Here is a 17,531-nt window from a genome sequence, read left to right on the forward strand (position 1 = left end):
TTATGAAAAGATTATTATTAGTTGCCCAGATGTTTCTGCTAAGCATTTGTATTCGGGCGCAGCAAACTCAAGGCGTGACCATTGGCCAGGTTCCAACAATCGGAATCTCCCGCTCGGTTTCGCTTCATTTTATCTCTCCGGAAAAAATCTCCTACGTTGATCTGTCCAGTGCCGCGCTTATCGGCGATCTTCCCGAAAAGAATATCTTAAGGGTCAAGGTAGTTCCTGATTCTATTTTCTCACTGATTTCCGGCAGCGATGCGGGCCTTGTGACAGTTGTCGGCGAAAGTTTTATTGCCCAATACAAACTGGTTTTTCTCACGCCTTCCGAGTCGGGGCAAATATCTACCCAGGTAAATATTCTGCCCTCAGATATGAGGTCGTTGGACATCTCCGGGATTAGTCTTACCCAAAACGATTTTAGGAATAATGCTTTCCGCTTATTGAATGAGCGATATAAAAAGCCCGTAAGCCGGCAGTCAATGTTTGGAATTTCAATAACGGTGAACCGGATACTCTCGCTGGGAGATTTTGTGATGCTGGATCTTGGCTTTACCAATGCTACCAATTTAGCATTTGATGTCGATGAGCTCAGGTTTAAGATTGAGGACAGGAAAATAAACAGATCTACCAATGTTCAGTCAGTGGAGATCAGTCCGGTTTTTCAGCTTTATCCCTTTGAGAGGTTCAAAAAATCCTACCGGAATATCTATGTGCTGAAAAAGGCCACTTTTCCCGGCGACAAGATATTCAATATTGAGCTTTCCGAGAAGCAGATTTCCGGTCGAAACCTGCGCGTGGCGCTGAGGTATTCGGATATCCTAGAGGCGGATACTTTTTAGCTTTTATTATGGAAGAGAGCAAGGAGCAGCAAAGCCTGCACCACTTCCTTCAGTTTGCGATTTATCTGGCAGTATTGCTTGACATATTGCTGTTCGTTTATGCGCCGAAATTATTGATGGATGCGGGCAATTTCCATAATGGCTTATCAAGGTTTCTCCTTCGCATGTCAAGGATAGTGATATATGAAAATCCGTTATATAGCCGCTTTTTTCTTTTGCTGCTTATTTCCCTGGTATCGGTGGGAACCCTGAGTAAAAAAGAAAAGGATTTGAAAGCAGGACCTGCCATTATTTATCCATTGACAGCTGGTCTTCTATTGATGGGATCCGGCATTTTTTTCTTTGGCGAGACTGGTAGGGAGATCTATTACCGTACAAGCTGGTACGATCTGGGCTACATCTTAAGCTTGCTAGCAGGAACTGTTCTGGTGCACATCGCGATGGATAACGTTTCCAAGATCATCAGTTCCTCTTTTGGAAAGGATAAATGGAATACCGAGGAAGAGTCTTTTATGCAGGCTCGGAAACCAGTGAAGGGACCATTTGCCGTAACCATTCCATCCCTGTTTTATTACCGAAAAAAAATCCATTCAGGGTTTATAAATATCGAGAATATCTTCAGGGGTACACTGCTCATTGGTACCCCGGGCTCGGGAAAGAGTTTTGGGATTGTGATGCCTTTTATCAGGCAGCTCATCACCAAGCAGTTTTGCATATGCTGTTATGATTACAAGTTTGTGCGAAACGAGGCTGTGTAAGTAATTGTTCAACGGAGATTGAACCTATTGTGTCGTCAATAGTAGCCTAAGGGCACATGCATTACAAGTAATTGTTTTGTGTGAAGCTGCCCTGACAAAGTAACCCTTTCACCGGCAGGTGAAGAAGTTGAAGCCGTGAGGTGGAAACAACGACGGTAAGCATTATGCTGTCTGGGGGCGAGGCTGAAGGTATGGTCAACGAAAGTGAACTATCATTAAAAGGTCGTTAAGTCGAACAAGCCAAACAATGCTGATAGGCTTGAACCAAAAGGTGACGCAGTTGGATAATCTCTGGAATTTTGGGATTACACGAACAACAGAACTGCCGGCGTAGAGATAGGACCTAACCCTTCGTTGTTACTTACACGGAACGTTGTAAGCCCGTATCATTCCTGCGGATGCAGGAAAGCCGACTGTAAGGAAGGCCGATAGTGGTGCGGGTATGGGATTACAGAGAAAGCGAATGCTATTTTGTAATGAAATGGATAGGAGTTTAAACGTCACTCCACACGAAAGTGGGCAGACTTCTGTATATGGTAATTATTTTATAAGAAACTTTTAGAACTTTTTAAAGGAGGAAAGCAAATGAACGTAAGTAAAACAGCGTGTGCGCCTACTGACAAAGAGCTCAGCAATTGGAACAACATTGATTGGGACAAATGCAAGAATGGAGTTGGAAAGCTACAAGCACGTATTGTAAAAGCTCAGAAAGAAGGTAAACATGGTAAGGTAAAATCCTTACAATGGGTACTAACACACTCTTATTACGCCAAAGCTTTGGCTGTGAAAAGAGTAACCTCTAACAAGGGGAAGAACACAGCAGGTGTTGACAAGGTAACTTGGGATTCACCTGTTGAAAGATTAAAGGCGATTGCTGATCTGAAAAGAAAAGGGTACAATCCACAGCCTTTAAGACGGGTACATATTGAAAAAAGCAATGGGAAATTACGCCCTTTGGGTATCCCAACGATGAAGGATAGAGCAATGCAGGCTTTATATCTCATGGCATTGGAGCCGGTAGCAGAAACTAAGGCAGATAAACACTCTTATGGTTTCAGAAGAGAACGCTGCACGATGGATGCTATTACCCAGTGTCACACACTTTTGGGTAAAGAGAAACTCTCCCCAAAATGGGTTATGGAAGGAGATATTAAAGGTTGCTTTGATCACATCAGCCACCAATGGCTATTGGAGAACATCCCAATGGACAAAACCATGTTAAAAAAGTGGCTTAAATGTGGTTTCATCTTCAAGGATGAACTGTTTCCAACAGAGGAAGGAACCCCACAGGGAGGTATAATATCACCAACGCTGGCCAACATGACTCTTGATGGTTTAGAAACAGTGTTGTTGGAAAAATTCCAACGGACTACAGTAAGTGGCAAATCATATTACCCAGCCGTAAGGTTGGTAAGGTATGCTGATGATTTTATTATCACAGGAAAAACGCAGGAAGCACTGGAAAAAGAGGTTAAGCCTGTGGTTGTTGAATTCTTAAAACAAAGAGGATTAATCCTTTCTGAAGAAAAGACCAAGACAACCCATATAGACGAAGGCTTTGATTTCCTGGGTTTCAATGTCCGCAGATTTAAACATGTGGTACTTACAAGACCATCAAAGAGTGGCATGAAGAAATTCCTATTAAAGATAAAGGACATTATTAAGTCCAATCAATCTACGAGACAGGATTCACTTATACGCATGCTAAACCCTGTTATTACTGGCTGGGGCAACTACTATAAACATAGCGTTGCCTCGGATATATTTCAGAACTGCGATCACTTGATCTTTCAAAAAATATGGTCATGGTGTAATCGTCGCCATTCCGCTAACAAGGGAAGGAAATGGGTTAAACAAAAGTACTTTCAAAAGATCGGCAATCGAGACTGGTGTTTTACTTGGAAGGAGAATGAAAATGAGGATAAAAACTATCTGACATTGAAACATCTTTCCAATATAAACATAACCAGGAATGTCAAGATCCATGGAAGTGCAAACCCCTTCGACCCTACATGGAAGTACTATTTTGAAAAGCGTGAAACGTACAAAATGTTACAGACATTAAAAGGAAAGACGACTCTACTTAAGTTATGGGAGAAACAGAAACGCACATGCCCTATCTGCGGCAACAAAATTGACAGGGAATTACCGTGGGGCACTACCAAAAGTATTGTCAACAACAAGGCAATTCACGAACTTGTACATGATGGTTGTCGCAGAAGTGTTTACCTTAAAAAGAGGGCTTCTCGATGAGGTCGTCTATGTAAATAGATGGCAATTACTTGAGCCGTATGAGCTGGAAACTCTCACGTACGGTTCTTAGAGGAGAAGGCGGGAGCAATTCCGCTGACTTACTCGACCCCGATCTTGGCCAGATAGCTTATTACCACTATCTCCTTGGAAAGAAACAGGGAAAGCTATCCGGTTTTGATTTCCACGTAATCAATCTGACCCAGGTAGAGCGAAGCAGAAGAATAAATGTACTCCGGCCCGACTACATAGGAACGCTGGCTGATGCCGGCGAGACTGCGGAGGCGCTGGTGGAAGCTCTGAAGAAAGGTGATAAATCAGGGGGCAGTGATCAGTTCTTTACCCAGAGCGCAGTCAACTTCCTTTCTTCCTGTATCTACTTTTTTTCGCAGTATGAAAATGGCAGATATTCAACCTTTCCCCACGTGCTCTCATTTTTGAACTGCAGCTATGAGCAGATCTTTTCGGTGCTTTTCTCGAACCTGGAACTTAAAAGTCTGCTCTCGCCATTTGCTACGGCCTGGCAGGCAAAGGCCTTTAATCAACTTGAGGGACAGATCGGAACGCTCAAGGTATTTATATCCAGGCTTGCTACCAAAGAAACCTTTTGGGTTTTTTCCGGGGATGATTTTAATCTAAAGATCTCTTCAAGGGATGAACCCTCAATTTTAGTATTGGCCAATGATCCCAATACCCAGAACATCAATTCTGCCTGCTATTCTGTGGTACTGAACAGGCTCACCAGGCTAATCAATTCAAAGGGCAACCTTCCCTCGGCGCTGATCATTGATGAGCTGCCGACACTATTTGTGCATAGAATCGAAAATCTCATCGCAACGGCCAGATCAAATAAGGTAGCGGTGCTTATGGGGCTTCAGGAACTGCCACAGTTTCAGCAGCAATATGGTAAGGATACCGCTACAACAATTACTTCGGTAGTTGGAAACGTGCTTTCCGGTTCGGTAAGAAACAAGGATACCCTGGAGTGGCTCGAACGGCTTTTTGGGAAAGTTAAACAGCAATCGGAAAGCCTTTCTATAGATCGGACAAAAACTTCAGTTTCGCTCTCGGAAAAACTGGAATCATTAATTCCTGCCGGAAAAATCGCCTCGCTTAAAGCGGGTGAGCTGGTCGGAATGCTCGCAGCTGACGCTGTTGAGGATTACACAGGAAAATACGAAACATCGGCAATCAACTGCAGGGTAAACCTGGACATGGAATCAATCGCAAGGGAAGAAAAGTCCTATGTGCAGATGCCGGTCTATTACGATTTTGGCGGTAAAAAGGAGCAGATCCTCAAAGAGAATTTTACGCGTATCAATGACGAGGTCAGCCAGCTCGTTAAGGGGTTCAGGTCTGAAGGAAGTAAAGTTGCTGAAACGCCCAAACCTTCCCTTTCAGGAGGAATGAAAAGGTAAATAAACATTAATCTTAAATCCGATTTATTATGGAAGAACTAACCGGTAAGCTAGTGGCCGTCAATCCCATGCTTGCCAATGATCCGATCTTTAAGCAGGGCCAAATCGGAATTATCGCAATGGCCGATTTAAAAACCGATACCGTTAGCGTCGGCTTTTCATCCGGCGAGATGGGCAAGTATTCTTCGGATGCTTTACTGGTCCTTAAAGATAAAAGAGACCTTTATCAGGATATTATGACTGGGGTAAAAGACATGGATGTCGATACTTTCAAGCAGTTGCTGGACATCAATATGAAGCAGGAACACGCGAATTATATCCATCAGTCTGCTGCAATGAATATAGCGCTAAGTAGTCCCGAGGTGCTAAAGCGGAGCACAGTCTCACTGGTGGAGCATCTTTCTATAAACTTAAGCAATGATATCAGTCATGAACCGGCTTTTGAGCGCTAGCTTTCTCATTCAGTTAGTTTTTCTCTTACCGGTTTCAGTATTGAAGGCGAACGCACAACTATCGATGCCGCTGAATGCTATGAGGATAAATAGCGGCTATGGAAAGAGAATCCACCCGGTCACCCATAAAGTGGATTTCCACAGGGGGATCGATCTGCATGCGAGAAATGAACCTGTGTATGCGTTTTTTTCCGGAAGGATTGCCGCGGTAGGATATAATCAAATCCTGGGGAAATTTGTCAGGATTGAAAAAAACGGTCTGGAGTGCATCTATGGACATCTATCGATTTTACTTGTCTCCAAGGGTGATGAAGTTGTATCCGGCGAGGTCGTAGCTGTTACGGGAAGTACCGGACGGGTAACAGGCGAGCACCTGCACTTCTCTATCAAACAAAATGCTACGTATCTAAACCCGGTTCTCTTCATTCGCGGCTATTACCAGAACAAGGCCAATAAAGAAAATATTATGGAAAATATAGCAATCTATAGCTTGCGGCAAAAACTGGAACTTCTTGTCATGATGGAAGAAGTTGCGCTAAACGAGCATGAGGCATCGCTTTATGGCGTTGACCTTGCGGATCGGGAGGATCCGGAAGATGAATAAGAAAGAGGTCACCAAGCCAATGCATGTTCAGGTTGCGGAGAGAGTCATCGAAGCTTTAAAGGCTGGTACAGCTCCATGGCAGGTTCCATGGGATGCAGGCGGAATGCCTTTTGTATTGCCCTACAATTTGCAGAGTGGAAAGCGATATCGGGGGATCAACTCGCTTTCGTTATTGATGAGCGGACGAGAGGATCCAAGGTGGATGACCTACAAGCAAGCTGAGGAAAGCGGATTTCAGGTTCGCAAGGGGGAAAAATCAATGATGATTCAGTTCGTAAAAACCGCTGACGAACGCACCAAGCGCGATACCTCAGGTAAGGTGTTACATGATGAACTGGGGAAACCAATTACGGAAAAGATCCAGCTTTCCCATGCTATCGTGCGCAATGCCTATGTTTTCAATGCCGACCAGATTGAGGGAATGCCAAAGCTTGAGCTGGAGAAACCCGGCGGGCTATGGGAACCGCTTGAGCGTGCAGAAAAGCTGATTACCTCCTCCGGAGCGACTATCAATCACATAAATTCAGGCAATGCATTTTACGATCCCGGGAAAGATGCTATTACCCTTCCTCATAAGGAGTGGTTTTCTGGGGGGATAAATACTATGCCACCCTATTACATGAGCTTGGTCATTGGACAGGTCACCAGGACAGGTTAAACCGTGACATGGGTAAAGGCTTTGGCAGTGAAAGTTACGCCAGAGAGGAACTTAAGGCCGAGATTGCCTCCATGCTCTTGGGTCAGGAACTGGGCATCGGGCATGATCCCGGGCAGCATTATGCTTATGTGGAAAGCTGGATATCAATTCTGGAAAACAACCCATTTGAGATATTTTCTGCCTCAATGGATGCCGAGCGGATTTTTGGTTACGTGACTGGCCTGGAGAAAGGAAAAGAGCTTTCGACAGATGAGCATTCACTGGGCGCATTGAAGGCCGCGCCCTCAAAGACAGTAAATTATTTAACCACCGGCGATAAAATCGGGTACAATGGTTCTGTTTACGAAGTGCTTGGACACTTAAAACAGGGACGCCTGAAAATGCTGGAAAGCCTGAACGGCAATGCATTCACCCTGTCGCAGCAGGATAAACTTTACAGTGCCCTTTCCTTTTTAAAGACCCAAATGGGCAAGGAAGAATCCCAGAGCTTTGATTACTTGACTACGGATAGGTCCGATGACCACTCTGCCGAAATAAATAGATAAACTGTATTATGGAAAAAATGATGATCATGGAAGCTTTGCCGGTTGCAGAGCTTTCCAGACTTGGACTGTATGAAGACGGCAAACATTTGCTATCCCCAGAGGATATCACAGCCCTTCTGGCAGGGAGACGTACCTCCCTTGTCAACCTTAAAAACCTGATCGGTGAGGCTTTCACTATTGAAAGCCTTGATGTGAAGCTTTCCCTTCATCATAGCGAGCGGTGGGGAGATGAGATCATGCTCCATCCGATCTACAAAGAGATTACATTGGCCAAGGGAATGACCGAAGAAGAACTTTGGCCGATATTGACGGGTGAACAAACTAATCTGGTTAAGGTTGTTCCTAGCCCTGAAACAGGGGTCGATCAAACGCTTGTATTCGAATATGACGGCGAAACAAAAGAATTTATTTCTTACGACCCTTTAAAGGTAATAGTTCCTTTTCAGGTGAATGGTGAAAAGCTTGATGAAAAGCGCCGTCAGGATTTTGCGCACGGAAAAATTGTTGAGCTCAGCGATGGAACTAAGTTTCAGTATATGTCCTCGCTTCCTAAAGGGATTGTATCCAGCCGCTCAGCGCTGATCATTGCAATGTCCGAAGATGGAAGGTCGCCAAGCTTTCTCCTAGAGAATCTTGCGCCAATAAAAATATCCAGTGCTCAAGAGCAGCCTTTCTCACCTGCATTTGAATCTGCATTTTTGGAAATGAGAAAGTCGGAAGGTGTAGAAACTGAGGAAAGTCTTCAGATTGAGCTTGATGATCTCAAAAATGATTACCAAAGTCCTTTGGGCCTGGGGTCATCGCGGTAATTGGAGAAGATATGGGTGGAACTTGACGGATTTACCTACCATATTCCAGCCGGTCTTCCGGAGGTAACTATTAAAGTGTCGTATCTTTTTTACGAAAGAAAGGATGTTCCTGTTAAACTAATTGACAAAAACAAATCTCCTGATCACTACATCGCGATTGTTTTGGTCGGCTTCTGTCCAGATATGGAAACCATTTCAGCTGTTGCCGCACTTTTTTGCAACGCAAGATTTAGGACTGGATTCGGTAGGGATCTTCCGGCACGGGTGCTGTCATGCCGGATATCCCTGTGGCTTAAAAATACCGATGTTCACTTTTTGTTGGTATCTACCTCCATTAATTTTCGTTACGGGTCTAAAACGTTTTTATGTCCGGAAGAAATATTCTCATTAAGTAGATTCTGCAGAATTTCCGGGTTTAGGACTAACGTAAGTATATTTCTTTAACCAAATTTTTAAAACCAATGATTCCCGAAATTTTCAGGGAGGATCAAAAAGTCAACGTCCGTGTCTTCGGCTTTGAGGTAAATGTAGATTATCGTTATCATTGGCCATCACGCAGGTCAGACGGAAAGGAACCTCTGGCTGTGCATCTTGAGTTTCGTTCAGATTCGAAGGTCATCTCTTCAACCGGTTATAAATCGCATTTTCTTTTCTCGGCATTTCTCGAAGACTGTGGATACACTTCTATCGAAGAGCTCTGCACTGCGCTCGGGGAGCATTTGGCCAGAGAAAATGGCTATGAACCTCCGGAACCTGAGCAGCAGCTCAGCCTGTTTTAATTTTTAACAACAATTATCTTATTATTTATGAATGAGCAAAATTTAGAGTACCTTAAAAAGAGCCTCGATTATCTCGGCTTTGGAACCAAGCTTAACGATGTGTTAGAATCCGCGATATCCAGGGAGATTTCTGCATTTACTCTGGGCGTTAACCAATCATATTCATCGGCACAGATGAGAAAAAATCCTGCATTGGGGACAGACCAGGTCCGTTTCATGCTGAATTTTAACCGATCCAAGCAGAGCGACATGTACTTTCTGAACGATTACGAGGTAACCCTTTTAAAGGCAGGAAGTGCATTGCCTATCAAGCAGGTCTTTGACCTGGAGCGGGATAACCGAATCACTGCCCTGCAGGCTTATAAGTTATTGTCCGGAAATTCGCTTGAAAGAGATGTGTATACTAAAGCTGAGAATGGAGAAGCAGCTGAAAAGAAAAGGGTTTGGTTTAAGCTGAACCTGGATGTCCAGGATGCTTACGGAAACCATCCACTAAAAAAGTTCTATCCCGAATTTAAGTTTGATTTATCTGATGCTATCGATAAATATCCTTTCAAAGGCCTGACCGAACTCGGAAAGGATGGGATGATGAAGATGCTCCGAAGTGGCAACATGGTGCAGGCGGATATGTTAGTGGGCAAAAAATCGGTTCCCGTATTTATAACTGCAAATCCACAATACAAAGGGCTTGATGTTTTCGATAAAAATATGGTGGCAATCCGTCAGGATGAGATCTTCCCCAAAGCAGAAAAGGATAAAAGTATTGAGATATCCTCGGAGCAAACAGAATCAAAAAAAAGTGAGGTTACGACTTCCAATACCGAAGAACGCTTTCCCTGGGAAAACCAGCAGGATGCTGATCTGTCCCAGAGCGGCGAAATTGGGCGGTAAAATTTCTAACGGCAAAAGAAAAATGAGAAAACTCCTGGCGAAAATAGACCGAATCCGGGCGAGCGGATGGATAACGCTCGAACTCAAGGAAGATCATCCCCTGTATCATCTGAACAGTAAAAGGTTTAAAGTGGAAAGTATGGCGACACCAGACATCAAATGCCGTGTTACTGTCTTTATTGAGAATAAAACGGTTGATTTTACCATTGATGATCTGTATTGAAACTAGGTCGGTTCCTGGCAAGGGGGCGACGAAATAAGGGTATATTAAGATGATAAGCCATTCAGACTTGATTTTATATCATGGTACCGAGGGTTTAGAGGGTGAACAAATTGAAATTCGTTCCAATACAGGGATTGGCTCAAACGATCTCACACTGGGCAACGGTTTTTATACCTCGACATCTAAGGAGATCGCTCTTCTCTATAGCCACATCATGATGCGTGAAAGGTTGTTTGATCTTGGCCACAATCCCGAAGAAGCAATGACCGGCAAGGTTTATCAGATATCTGTGAAAAAAGATCTCAATCTGCTTCGTGAAACGGACAAACTAGATATTGGCGCCTCGGTAAGTGCTATGAAACAGGCAGGAATTCAGATCTCAGATATCCAGATGCTTGAGCTATCCGAAATGGCATCGTTTCCAGCTGTGGTCGATCTTATTGAAAAAGGAGGCTTTCAAACTATTAATGCCAAAGAATTCCTGGTTAAGGCAATGGGTTATGACGGATTGTTATTTGTTCAAAAACCCTACCTGCCCTGGCACTATGAGCCTGACCACATTGGGATAAACTGGAGAAGATGTTGGCATGACTGGGGCAGTTCCCCTCCCGAGACAGTCGTGATTTATAATGCCGAAAAAGTCGCTTCCGTAGATCTGATCCACGATGGCGGTAGATCAGCAATACTTCAATTGCAAGTTGAACCGAAATTTGGCCTGCTACTTTAATCAGAATCTATGCACATAGCAAAAGTAATAGAACCCGATACCATGTCCCTTTATCATGGCACGCTAGGACTGGATGGTAGTAAGATAAACATCCAGTCCGGCAAAGGAGTTGGTTGGAACGCGCTTACCCTCGGAAATGGTTTTTATACTTCCCTAAGTGAGGACGCCGCCTGCCTATTTAGCCATCTCGTACTCCAGAAATCACGACTTAAAGGCGGAGCGGGGTTTGATAACCTTGGGTTTGCCAAAATCTATAAAATTTCACTCAGCAATGTTACCAGCATTTTGGATGCTGACAAAGCTCTGGACGCATCTCGCGTCCGGAGCATTTTGCTGTGCGCCGGAGTTTCCGAAAGATACCTGAATTGCCGGCATGATGAACAGCTCACTGATTTTCACAAGGCTGCTGACCTGCTCTGCTACGGCATGGACTGGCAAGGAAACCGCAACGAATATCTTACAAGGAAACTGGGCTACGATGGGCTTCTAATCAAAGAGAGAGCATGGGAAAACTGGGAATATTATCCGTCAGGCATAGGCATAGACTGGGATAAGATAAACGACCCGAAACTTTGGCCACCAAAAACAGTCGTCATTTACAATACTGATCGGGTAGCAGGGTTTGAGGTGATCCGCGATGGTTTTATACAATCTTTGGAAATAGATTATTCAGATCTGAATAGATAAATAACAAAGGGTGCGTTGCGTTCTGCTGTTTAAATGCACCTAGATTGTATAATAATATAGCTGGATTGTCTCTAGTAGACAATTTTATAACAAGCTTAGTTAATTATGTTTAGCCGACCCTATATCCCTCAAAATGCCCTTAAAAAAAATGTCACTCAAAATAAACGTCATGGATATGGAGTTTGAATTAAATGTAGAAACTATCGTGCGCCAGCATGATCTAACTATAGAAGAGGTGCTCTCAAAACAAATGTTCTCACATTTCACCGAGGAGCAGGCTAAGGACGTAGTTCTTACCATAAAAAAAATGTCAATAATTATTTTTAATGCAAGTGAAAAAAAGGAGGAAAAAATTTGATAGAACAATTGATTATTAGTATCTTATAGTATAATCATAGCAGTATTATTTATGTCAGACATCTTATTTTTCGACTCATTTGCAAAAGGGAAGCAAGATAAAAAAGTTTCCAAAAGCTTGGAATGCGTTATCTACACAAGGGTTAGCAGTAAGGAGCAGGCCGACAATTTAAGCCTTGGAACCCAATTGAAGGCCTGTATGCTATATGCAGAAAAGTTCGGTTTTAATATCGCCGCTCAGTTTGGGGGTACCTACGAAAGCGCTGAGAACGATGAGAGAAAGCAATTTACAGCCATGCTTTCTTTCGTGAAAAAATTTAAAGGAAAAATATCTTCTATCTTAGTGTATAGTCTGGAGAGGTTTTCAAGAAATGACAACTCAATCTGGCTTAGCGGAGAATTGAGGCGCTTAGGTATCGAAATAATATCAGTGACACAGCCTATTGATACGTCTAGCGCTTCAGGTCAGATGCAACAGAAATTATTGTTTCTGTTCGGGGAGTTTGACAATCAATTGAGAAAGCAAAAATGCAGTGCTGGTATAAAAGAGATGTTGCTGCGTGGTGATTGGCCGACTAATCCCCCATTGGGATTCGAGATCGACAGATCGAAGAACAAAAGGCAGATTGTTATAAATGCGAAGGGAAGGCTCATTCGTCAGGCCTTTGAATGGAAAGCTTATGAAAATGTGTCAAATGAGATAATTCGCGATAGATTGGCGGCTAAAGGACTCAAATTGATTCATCAGCGTATCTCAGAAATCTTCAGAAATCCATTCTATTGTGGCTTGATGGTGCACAATATGTTGGAGGGACAAGTGGTTGTGGGCAATCACGAGAAATTGATTAGCAGGGAACTTTTCTTAAAGGTTAACGGTATGCTAGATAAGATTCCCCATGGTTTTTCACTTAATGAAGAAAATGTTCACATTCCTTTGAAGCGCTTTATGGTATGTGCCGAATGCGGGAAGCCGTTGAGTGGCTATCTCGCACGCAAAAAGAATATACATTATTATAAATGCAAAACCAAAGCTTGCTGTAACAACAAAAATGCTGATTCTCTTAATTCCAGATTTGCAGACATACTTGATTTCTTTAAAATTGACATTGCCAAGGAATATATAGAACTATTGGTTGAGCAGGTTGCTGCAACATTTAACCAGTTGACTCAAAATAAGCAAGCAGATCTTTTGGAGTTGGAGAACAGCCACAGAGAAGTGAAGAAGAAGGTGGAGCGTTTAGAGGAAAGATATATTGAAGAAGATCTAAGTCAGGAACTTTACACAAAGTACCATGAGAAATATTCGGACGAAAAAAGGGAAATTGAGCGGAATTTGCTCATCCTGTCAAATAAAAGTTCGAACCTTTTAAAATGCGTTAGGTTGGCTATAGAATATGCCACTCAGCTACCTTTAAACTGGCTTTCTGGGGACTATCATACCAAGCAACAACTACAGGCACTACTGTTCCCTAGTGGTATGAGTTATGATAAGAAAAATGATAAAGTTCGAACCACTGAAATAAATTTAGTGTTTTTGTATATCGCTCATTTTCAGCAAATTATCCTTAAAAAGGAAAGAGGCATACCAGAATTAAATCTGAATTATGCCTCTTTCGCCGATTCGGTAGCGGGGAGCAGGATCGAACTGCCGACCTCAGGGTTATGAATCCTGCGCTCTAACCATCTGAGCTACCCCGCCGGGTAAATATTTACTGATAAATGTAAATATCGATGTGGTTATTTTTAAGAGTTGCAAATATAGAATAAATATACATTCTATGAAAAAGAAATGTGAAAAATACTTTAAGGCACTAATGCTCAGTAAATTTGATTGTAATTGATAAGCTTCACCAGGAATTTTATGCCTTATAAAAACTTACTTTTTGGCTTAACTCAAGGCTATAAATGTCAGGATTTATCACTTCGTTCAATAAAAGTGTTTTAAGGTATTTAAGTTGATGATGCCAACAGGGTAATAATATTGTCGAGCTAAATGCTATATAAGTATATAGAAAAAGGGTCGGCTTCGGGCCTCGGAGGGGTGGTTGAGGGTGCAAAAGGCTCGGCACCGAGGCAAAAAGGGTCGGCTTCGGGCCTCGGAGGGGTGGTTAAGGGTGCAAAAGGCTCGGCACCGGAGCAAAAAGGGTCGGCTTCGGGCCTCGGAGGGGTGGTTGAGGGTGCAAAAGGCTCGGCACCGGGGCAAAAAGGGTCGGCTTCGGGCCTCGGAGGGGTGGTTGAGGGTACAAAAGGCTCGGCACCAGAGCAAAAAGGGCCGGCTTCGGGCCTCAGAGGGGTGGTTAAGGGTGCAAAAGGCTCGGCACCGAGCCAAAAAGGTAGGATATCCAATTTTTGCAGTTTACATCTAAACTACGTTATAAAGATTCAATGGTGAGTGAAACTACTTCTTGCCTGAGCATTCAATTAAAATATTGGGTTTTCACAAGAAGAGAATCAGTATTTATTATAACGTTTGCTTCACGTTTAGGGGCGGCAGATATAAAAAGTACCATCGAATATAGAGGTATATTGATAAAGAAACCTGAGGAGGATTGTAAGCATTAACCATTGTGTGCATTGGTTATAACCTGCGGAAACTAACCAATCATATAAAACCCCGACAAGATTTTGCCGGGGTTGTTTTTTTAAAGCTGTGGTGGTATTGTATTTGCCTTGCGATGGCCAGGGAAACGCTGACTTAAATCGTCGTAAATAGCTTGTGAACCTGCTACGTTGGAGCGACTGGCACCCTTAACAGCATGGTAAAAAACTAAGGCAGCTTCATAAGGCTCACCACCTGCCACCATTTCAGTGTCTTCAATAGCCGTAAGTAATGTGTTTACCTGTTGGTAAATGCTATACAATGTTTTGGCTAATTCTTAGTCCTTTTTAGCCTCTGGCAAATCCATAAACACAGGCGCTAAATTGGGGTTCTGGGCCGCATACTCCAAAGATTTTTCTACAAAGGCAAGGGTTTTGTCGCCCATTTTTAGTACAGTTCTTCGATCATCTGCAGTTAAGTTGATTGTTAAAACATCCTTTATACTGGCTTTTAATGCTGTAATGGCATCGTTGCAGGCTTGCAACTGTTCTGGTGTAATCACCGCTGAAATTCTGTTACTCGAACTCATTCTTTTTTGTTTTAAAGGTTTATGTAATTATTAAATAAAATAACAATTAACGTTTAAGGGGATGAGCCTTATGGCCATAAACGTTTAAAAAATATCAGGCGTGAATAAACACATACGTGGTGCTATTTGATACTGCCTGAAATAAATAGAGGATGATAGGTTTAGGTAAGATCAACTTAAACCATAGTTGAAGATAGGAATATATTTTCGAAAAGCAAATTATTTTTTAGTCGGGAGTTTAATTCACGATCGCATTAAGATCCCCGCTTGCGCGAGGATGACGCTAGGTTGGGTATTGGTTTTGAATCCTGCGGCGATTCAAGCATCTCCAACAATTAACCGGTTTCAACAGTTCATCAATTCACCATCCCCCCTAAATAAAACCCGATAAATGAGCCTATTGTATGAGCCATGATACAAAAAATGCGGGTGTTAATGATAAGTGTTGCAGATATAGAATAAATTACCTTTCTTTAGAAAAATAATATTAAATAATAGTCCGGAAATTATTCTGGTAGTGTACTAACATGGCAGAAAAGAAAAAATTTACACTCGAGTACGAAGTTAGATCGTCACCAAGAATATTGTACAGTTTTATAAGTGAGCCAAACGGCTTATCTCAGTGGTTTGCCGATGATGTAAATTTCCGCGATCAGGTATACACCTTTACCTGGGATGATGAGCAGTTAAAAGCTAAGCTGGTTTCTATTAAGGAGAATAAGCTAGTCAAATTTAAATGGCTGGATGATGAACCTCAATGTTATTTTGAGATGGAAATTGTACAGGACGAACTAACCAATGATGTAGCCCTTTCCATTACCGATTTTACTACCGACGAGCTTCTAGCAGAAAAAAAGTTAATCTGGGATAACCAGATCGATTATCTGATTAGTGTTTTGGGTGCATAAAATTACCTTCGCATTGTTTACCTTTGTAAGGTGAAAAAAATACATCTTCTTTTAATAAAGGCATTTGTGAAACCATTCATCGCAACATTTTTTGTGATGATGTTTATCCTGTTAATGTTCTTTCTCTTTAAATGGATTGATGATCTCATAGGAAAAGGTTTCGAATGGTACACCATTCTGGAGCTGATGTATTATGCCTCAGCTGCCAACGTATCCATGGCACTGCCACTTTCGGTGCTGCTTTCCTCTATCATGACTTTCGGTACCCTTGGCGAAAATTACGAACTTGTAGCCATTAAATCAGCAGGTATTTCCCTTCAAAAAGCCATGCGTCCGCTCTTTGTGGTGATTTTGATGCTAACCATAGCGTCGTTCTTTTTTGCCAATTACATGCTGCCCAAAGCCAACTTAAAATTCGGCTCGCTTTTATATGATGTGCGGAATAAAAAATTGTCATTCCTAATTAAACCAGGAGTTTTTAATAATGCTATTCCAGGTTACGCCATTCGTGTCGATTCTAAAGAAGAAGATGGCACTTTGCATAACATTATGATTTACGATCACCGTGAAAATAGCGGGATTCCAAAAGTTATTTTGGCGAAAGAAGGCAAGATGAATAAAACTACCGATGGTAAATTCCTGGTGCTGAACCTAAAAAACGGTGTGCAGTATGAAGAGCAGGCTTCTAAAAATGGAATGTACAATCCAAGACAGATCTTTACGCGGAACCGGTTTAAAGAAACTTCACCACGCTTCGATATGTCGTCATTTGATCCGAGCACCACAGATCCCAATGCTTTTGGTAACAGTACCCCGATGCTCAACTTGAAAGGGATTGCCAGAAAACGCGATTCACTCACCAAACAACTCGATACCCTTCAATTAAGAACCATTGCAAACCTTACCAGTAACTTTAAACAGTTTAATACCACTAAGGGATACACCAAAGTAAAGGCCGTTCCGAAAGTAATTAATGATGTGATTCTGAAAAGCATACCGAACGGATCGCGCAAACTGGCCCTCGATAATGCAACCAATGTGGTGGCAAATGTAATGCAACATGTACCCAACTGGGCCCCACGCCAAACCGATTTAACAGGCGAAATTATTTTTGCCACAGTAGAGTATCAGCGTAAATTTACCCTCGCAGCGTCTTGTATCCTGTTGTTTTTTATCGGTGCGCCATTGGGTGCCATCATCCGAAAAGGAGGGATGGGCTTACCCGTTGTAGTGGCCATCTGTTTCTTCCTGGTGTACCATATTATCACTACTGTAGCCGAAAAATCTGCACGAGAAGGAAATCTGAACCCAATATTCGGAATGTGGATTGCCGTAATTGTGCTATCGCCTTTAGCTGCCTTTTTAACCTATAAAGCCACTGTAGATTCTGCCCTTTTTGATGTAAACTACTACAAGCAGCTCATCGTTAAAGTGTTTAAAAAGAAGGCAAAATAGCCCCTGTTTCCTTTACTTACAGATGATATATTAAATTAAA

Annotated in this window: 20 protein-coding genes and 1 tRNA gene; 18 read left to right on the forward strand and 3 right to left on the reverse strand. The window is 42.5% G+C overall.

Going from position 1 to position 17,531, the window contains the following annotated elements:
• Positions 1-2 precede the first annotated feature (2 nt).
• The 15 genes from ACZZZW_RS06960 to ACZZZW_RS07030 all read left to right on the forward strand — a co-directional run bounded on the left by ACZZZW_RS06960 (position 3) and on the right by ACZZZW_RS07030 (position 13,666).
• A complete protein-coding gene (locus tag ACZZZW_RS06960; RefSeq protein WP_463492672.1) occupies positions 3-842 on the forward strand; it encodes a DUF4138 domain-containing protein in 840 nt (279 codons plus the stop codon).
• Between the two features lie 8 nt (positions 843-850).
• Positions 851-1,600, forward strand: coding sequence for a YWFCY domain-containing protein (locus ACZZZW_RS06965; protein WP_463492673.1), 750 nt, complete (start codon positions 851-853; stop codon positions 1,598-1,600).
• A 585-nt stretch (positions 1,601-2,185) separates the two neighbouring features.
• On the forward strand, positions 2,186-3,853 hold the full coding sequence (gene ltrA / locus ACZZZW_RS06970) for a group II intron reverse transcriptase/maturase (protein WP_463492442.1): 1,668 nt from the start codon (positions 2,186-2,188) through the stop codon (positions 3,851-3,853).
• A 38-nt stretch (positions 3,854-3,891) separates the two neighbouring features.
• The gene (locus tag ACZZZW_RS06975) at positions 3,892-5,268 is read left to right on the forward strand and encodes a type IV secretory system conjugative DNA transfer family protein (protein ID WP_463492674.1); all 1,377 of its coding nucleotides are present in this window, start codon (positions 3,892-3,894) and stop codon (positions 5,266-5,268) included.
• A 29-nt stretch (positions 5,269-5,297) separates the two neighbouring features.
• Entirely contained in the window at positions 5,298-5,720 is a 423-nt protein-coding gene (locus tag ACZZZW_RS06980) for a hypothetical protein (RefSeq protein WP_463492675.1), read from the forward strand.
• Entirely contained in the window at positions 5,698-6,324 is a 627-nt protein-coding gene (locus tag ACZZZW_RS06985) for a M23 family metallopeptidase (RefSeq protein ID WP_463492676.1), read from the forward strand. Before ACZZZW_RS06980 ends, ACZZZW_RS06985 begins: the two co-directional genes overlap by 23 nt.
• Positions 6,317-6,982 carry an ArdC-like ssDNA-binding domain-containing protein gene (locus ACZZZW_RS06990; protein WP_463492677.1) on the forward strand — a complete coding sequence of 222 codons (666 nt, stop codon included), beginning with the start codon at positions 6,317-6,319 and terminating at the stop codon, positions 6,980-6,982. The genes ACZZZW_RS06985 and ACZZZW_RS06990 overlap by 8 nt, the downstream gene beginning before the upstream one ends.
• Positions 6,904-7,527, forward strand: coding sequence for a zincin-like metallopeptidase domain-containing protein (locus ACZZZW_RS06995; RefSeq protein WP_463492678.1), 624 nt, complete (start codon positions 6,904-6,906; stop codon positions 7,525-7,527). The genes ACZZZW_RS06990 and ACZZZW_RS06995 overlap by 79 nt, the downstream gene beginning before the upstream one ends.
• An 8-nt stretch (positions 7,528-7,535) precedes the next feature.
• A complete protein-coding gene (locus tag ACZZZW_RS07000) occupies positions 7,536-8,336 on the forward strand; it encodes a DUF4099 domain-containing protein (RefSeq protein ID WP_463492679.1) in 801 nt (266 codons plus the stop codon).
• Positions 8,337-8,797: 461 nt separating this feature from the next.
• Positions 8,798-9,115 carry a hypothetical protein gene (locus ACZZZW_RS07005; protein ID WP_463492680.1) on the forward strand — a complete coding sequence of 106 codons (318 nt, stop codon included), beginning with the start codon at positions 8,798-8,800 and terminating at the stop codon, positions 9,113-9,115.
• A gap of 27 nt (positions 9,116-9,142) precedes the next feature.
• Positions 9,143-10,006: a hypothetical protein gene (locus ACZZZW_RS07010; protein WP_463492681.1), complete on the forward strand. Its 864-nt coding sequence runs from the start codon at positions 9,143-9,145 to the stop codon at positions 10,004-10,006.
• 272 nt (positions 10,007-10,278) lie between these two features.
• On the forward strand, positions 10,279-10,956 hold the full coding sequence (locus ACZZZW_RS07015; RefSeq protein WP_463492682.1) for a hypothetical protein: 678 nt from the start codon (positions 10,279-10,281) through the stop codon (positions 10,954-10,956).
• A 9-nt stretch (positions 10,957-10,965) separates the two neighbouring features.
• Positions 10,966-11,643: a hypothetical protein gene (locus tag ACZZZW_RS07020; protein WP_463492683.1), complete on the forward strand. Its 678-nt coding sequence runs from the start codon at positions 10,966-10,968 to the stop codon at positions 11,641-11,643.
• Between the two features lie 148 nt (positions 11,644-11,791).
• The gene (locus tag ACZZZW_RS07025) at positions 11,792-12,001 is read left to right on the forward strand and encodes a hypothetical protein (protein WP_156131592.1); all 210 of its coding nucleotides are present in this window, start codon (positions 11,792-11,794) and stop codon (positions 11,999-12,001) included.
• A 51-nt stretch (positions 12,002-12,052) separates the two neighbouring features.
• Positions 12,053-13,666 carry a recombinase family protein gene (locus tag ACZZZW_RS07030; RefSeq protein ID WP_425339082.1) on the forward strand — a complete coding sequence of 538 codons (1,614 nt, stop codon included), beginning with the start codon at positions 12,053-12,055 and terminating at the stop codon, positions 13,664-13,666.
• On the opposite strand, the gene ACZZZW_RS07035 is transcribed toward ACZZZW_RS07030, so the two are convergent.
• Positions 13,626-13,699, reverse strand: a tRNA-Met gene (locus ACZZZW_RS07035). The two genes, ACZZZW_RS07030 and ACZZZW_RS07035, sit on opposite strands and share 41 nt — an antisense overlap.
• 294 nt (positions 13,700-13,993) lie before the next feature.
• Here ACZZZW_RS07035 and ACZZZW_RS07040 point away from each other — a divergent pair.
• Positions 13,994-14,392, forward strand: a complete 399-nt coding sequence (locus ACZZZW_RS07040; RefSeq protein WP_463492684.1) for a hypothetical protein — start codon at positions 13,994-13,996, stop codon at positions 14,390-14,392.
• A 250-nt stretch (positions 14,393-14,642) separates the two neighbouring features.
• On the opposite strand, the gene ACZZZW_RS07045 is transcribed toward ACZZZW_RS07040, so the two are convergent.
• Entirely contained in the window at positions 14,643-14,861 is a 219-nt protein-coding gene (locus ACZZZW_RS07045; RefSeq protein ID WP_463492685.1) for a hypothetical protein, read from the reverse strand.
• A gap of 15 nt (positions 14,862-14,876) precedes the next feature.
• Entirely contained in the window at positions 14,877-15,128 is a 252-nt protein-coding gene (locus ACZZZW_RS07050; protein ID WP_463492686.1) for a hypothetical protein, read from the reverse strand.
• A gap of 527 nt (positions 15,129-15,655) precedes the next feature.
• On the opposite strand from ACZZZW_RS07050, the gene ACZZZW_RS07055 reads away from it, so the two are divergent.
• The gene (locus tag ACZZZW_RS07055) at positions 15,656-16,036 is read left to right on the forward strand and encodes an START-like domain-containing protein (protein ID WP_055911440.1); all 381 of its coding nucleotides are present in this window, start codon (positions 15,656-15,658) and stop codon (positions 16,034-16,036) included.
• Between the two features lie 30 nt (positions 16,037-16,066).
• Positions 16,067-17,491, forward strand: a complete 1,425-nt coding sequence (locus tag ACZZZW_RS07060) for an LptF/LptG family permease (protein WP_463492687.1) — start codon at positions 16,067-16,069, stop codon at positions 17,489-17,491.
• The last annotated feature ends 40 nt before the right edge of the window (positions 17,492-17,531 follow it).

The sequence above is a fragment of the Pedobacter sp. AC379 genome, from assembly GCF_979258145.1.

Bases quoted from the DNA above. Each gene is read 5' to 3' on its own strand.
- ACZZZW_RS06960 (WP_463492672.1), top strand. From the start codon at position 3: ATGAAAAGATTATTATTAGTTGCCCAGATGTTTCTGCTAAGCATTTGT.
- ACZZZW_RS06965 (WP_463492673.1), top strand. From the start codon at position 851: ATGGAAGAGAGCAAGGAGCAGCAAAGCCTGCACCACTTCCTTCAGTTT.
- ltrA (WP_463492442.1), top strand. From the start codon at position 2,186: ATGAACGTAAGTAAAACAGCGTGTGCGCCTACTGACAAAGAGCTCAGC.
- ACZZZW_RS06975 (WP_463492674.1), top strand. From the start codon at position 3,892: ATGAGCTGGAAACTCTCACGTACGGTTCTTAGAGGAGAAGGCGGGAGC.
- ACZZZW_RS06980 (WP_463492675.1), top strand. From the start codon at position 5,298: ATGGAAGAACTAACCGGTAAGCTAGTGGCCGTCAATCCCATGCTTGCC.
- ACZZZW_RS06985 (WP_463492676.1), top strand. From the start codon at position 5,698: ATGAACCGGCTTTTGAGCGCTAGCTTTCTCATTCAGTTAGTTTTTCTC.
- ACZZZW_RS06990 (WP_463492677.1), top strand. From the start codon at position 6,317: ATGAATAAGAAAGAGGTCACCAAGCCAATGCATGTTCAGGTTGCGGAG.
- ACZZZW_RS07000 (WP_463492679.1), top strand. From the start codon at position 7,536: ATGGAAAAAATGATGATCATGGAAGCTTTGCCGGTTGCAGAGCTTTCC.
- ACZZZW_RS07005 (WP_463492680.1), top strand. From the start codon at position 8,798: ATGATTCCCGAAATTTTCAGGGAGGATCAAAAAGTCAACGTCCGTGTC.
- ACZZZW_RS07010 (WP_463492681.1), top strand. From the start codon at position 9,143: ATGAATGAGCAAAATTTAGAGTACCTTAAAAAGAGCCTCGATTATCTC.
- ACZZZW_RS07015 (WP_463492682.1), top strand. From the start codon at position 10,279: ATGATAAGCCATTCAGACTTGATTTTATATCATGGTACCGAGGGTTTA.
- ACZZZW_RS07020 (WP_463492683.1), top strand. From the start codon at position 10,966: ATGCACATAGCAAAAGTAATAGAACCCGATACCATGTCCCTTTATCAT.
- ACZZZW_RS07025 (WP_156131592.1), top strand. From the start codon at position 11,792: ATGTCACTCAAAATAAACGTCATGGATATGGAGTTTGAATTAAATGTA.
- ACZZZW_RS07030 (WP_425339082.1), top strand. From the start codon at position 12,053: ATGTCAGACATCTTATTTTTCGACTCATTTGCAAAAGGGAAGCAAGAT.
- ACZZZW_RS07040 (WP_463492684.1), top strand. From the start codon at position 13,994: ATGCTATATAAGTATATAGAAAAAGGGTCGGCTTCGGGCCTCGGAGGG.
- ACZZZW_RS07050 (WP_463492686.1), bottom strand. From the start codon at position 15,128: ATGAGTTCGAGTAACAGAATTTCAGCGGTGATTACACCAGAACAGTTG.
- ACZZZW_RS07055 (WP_055911440.1), top strand. From the start codon at position 15,656: ATGGCAGAAAAGAAAAAATTTACACTCGAGTACGAAGTTAGATCGTCA.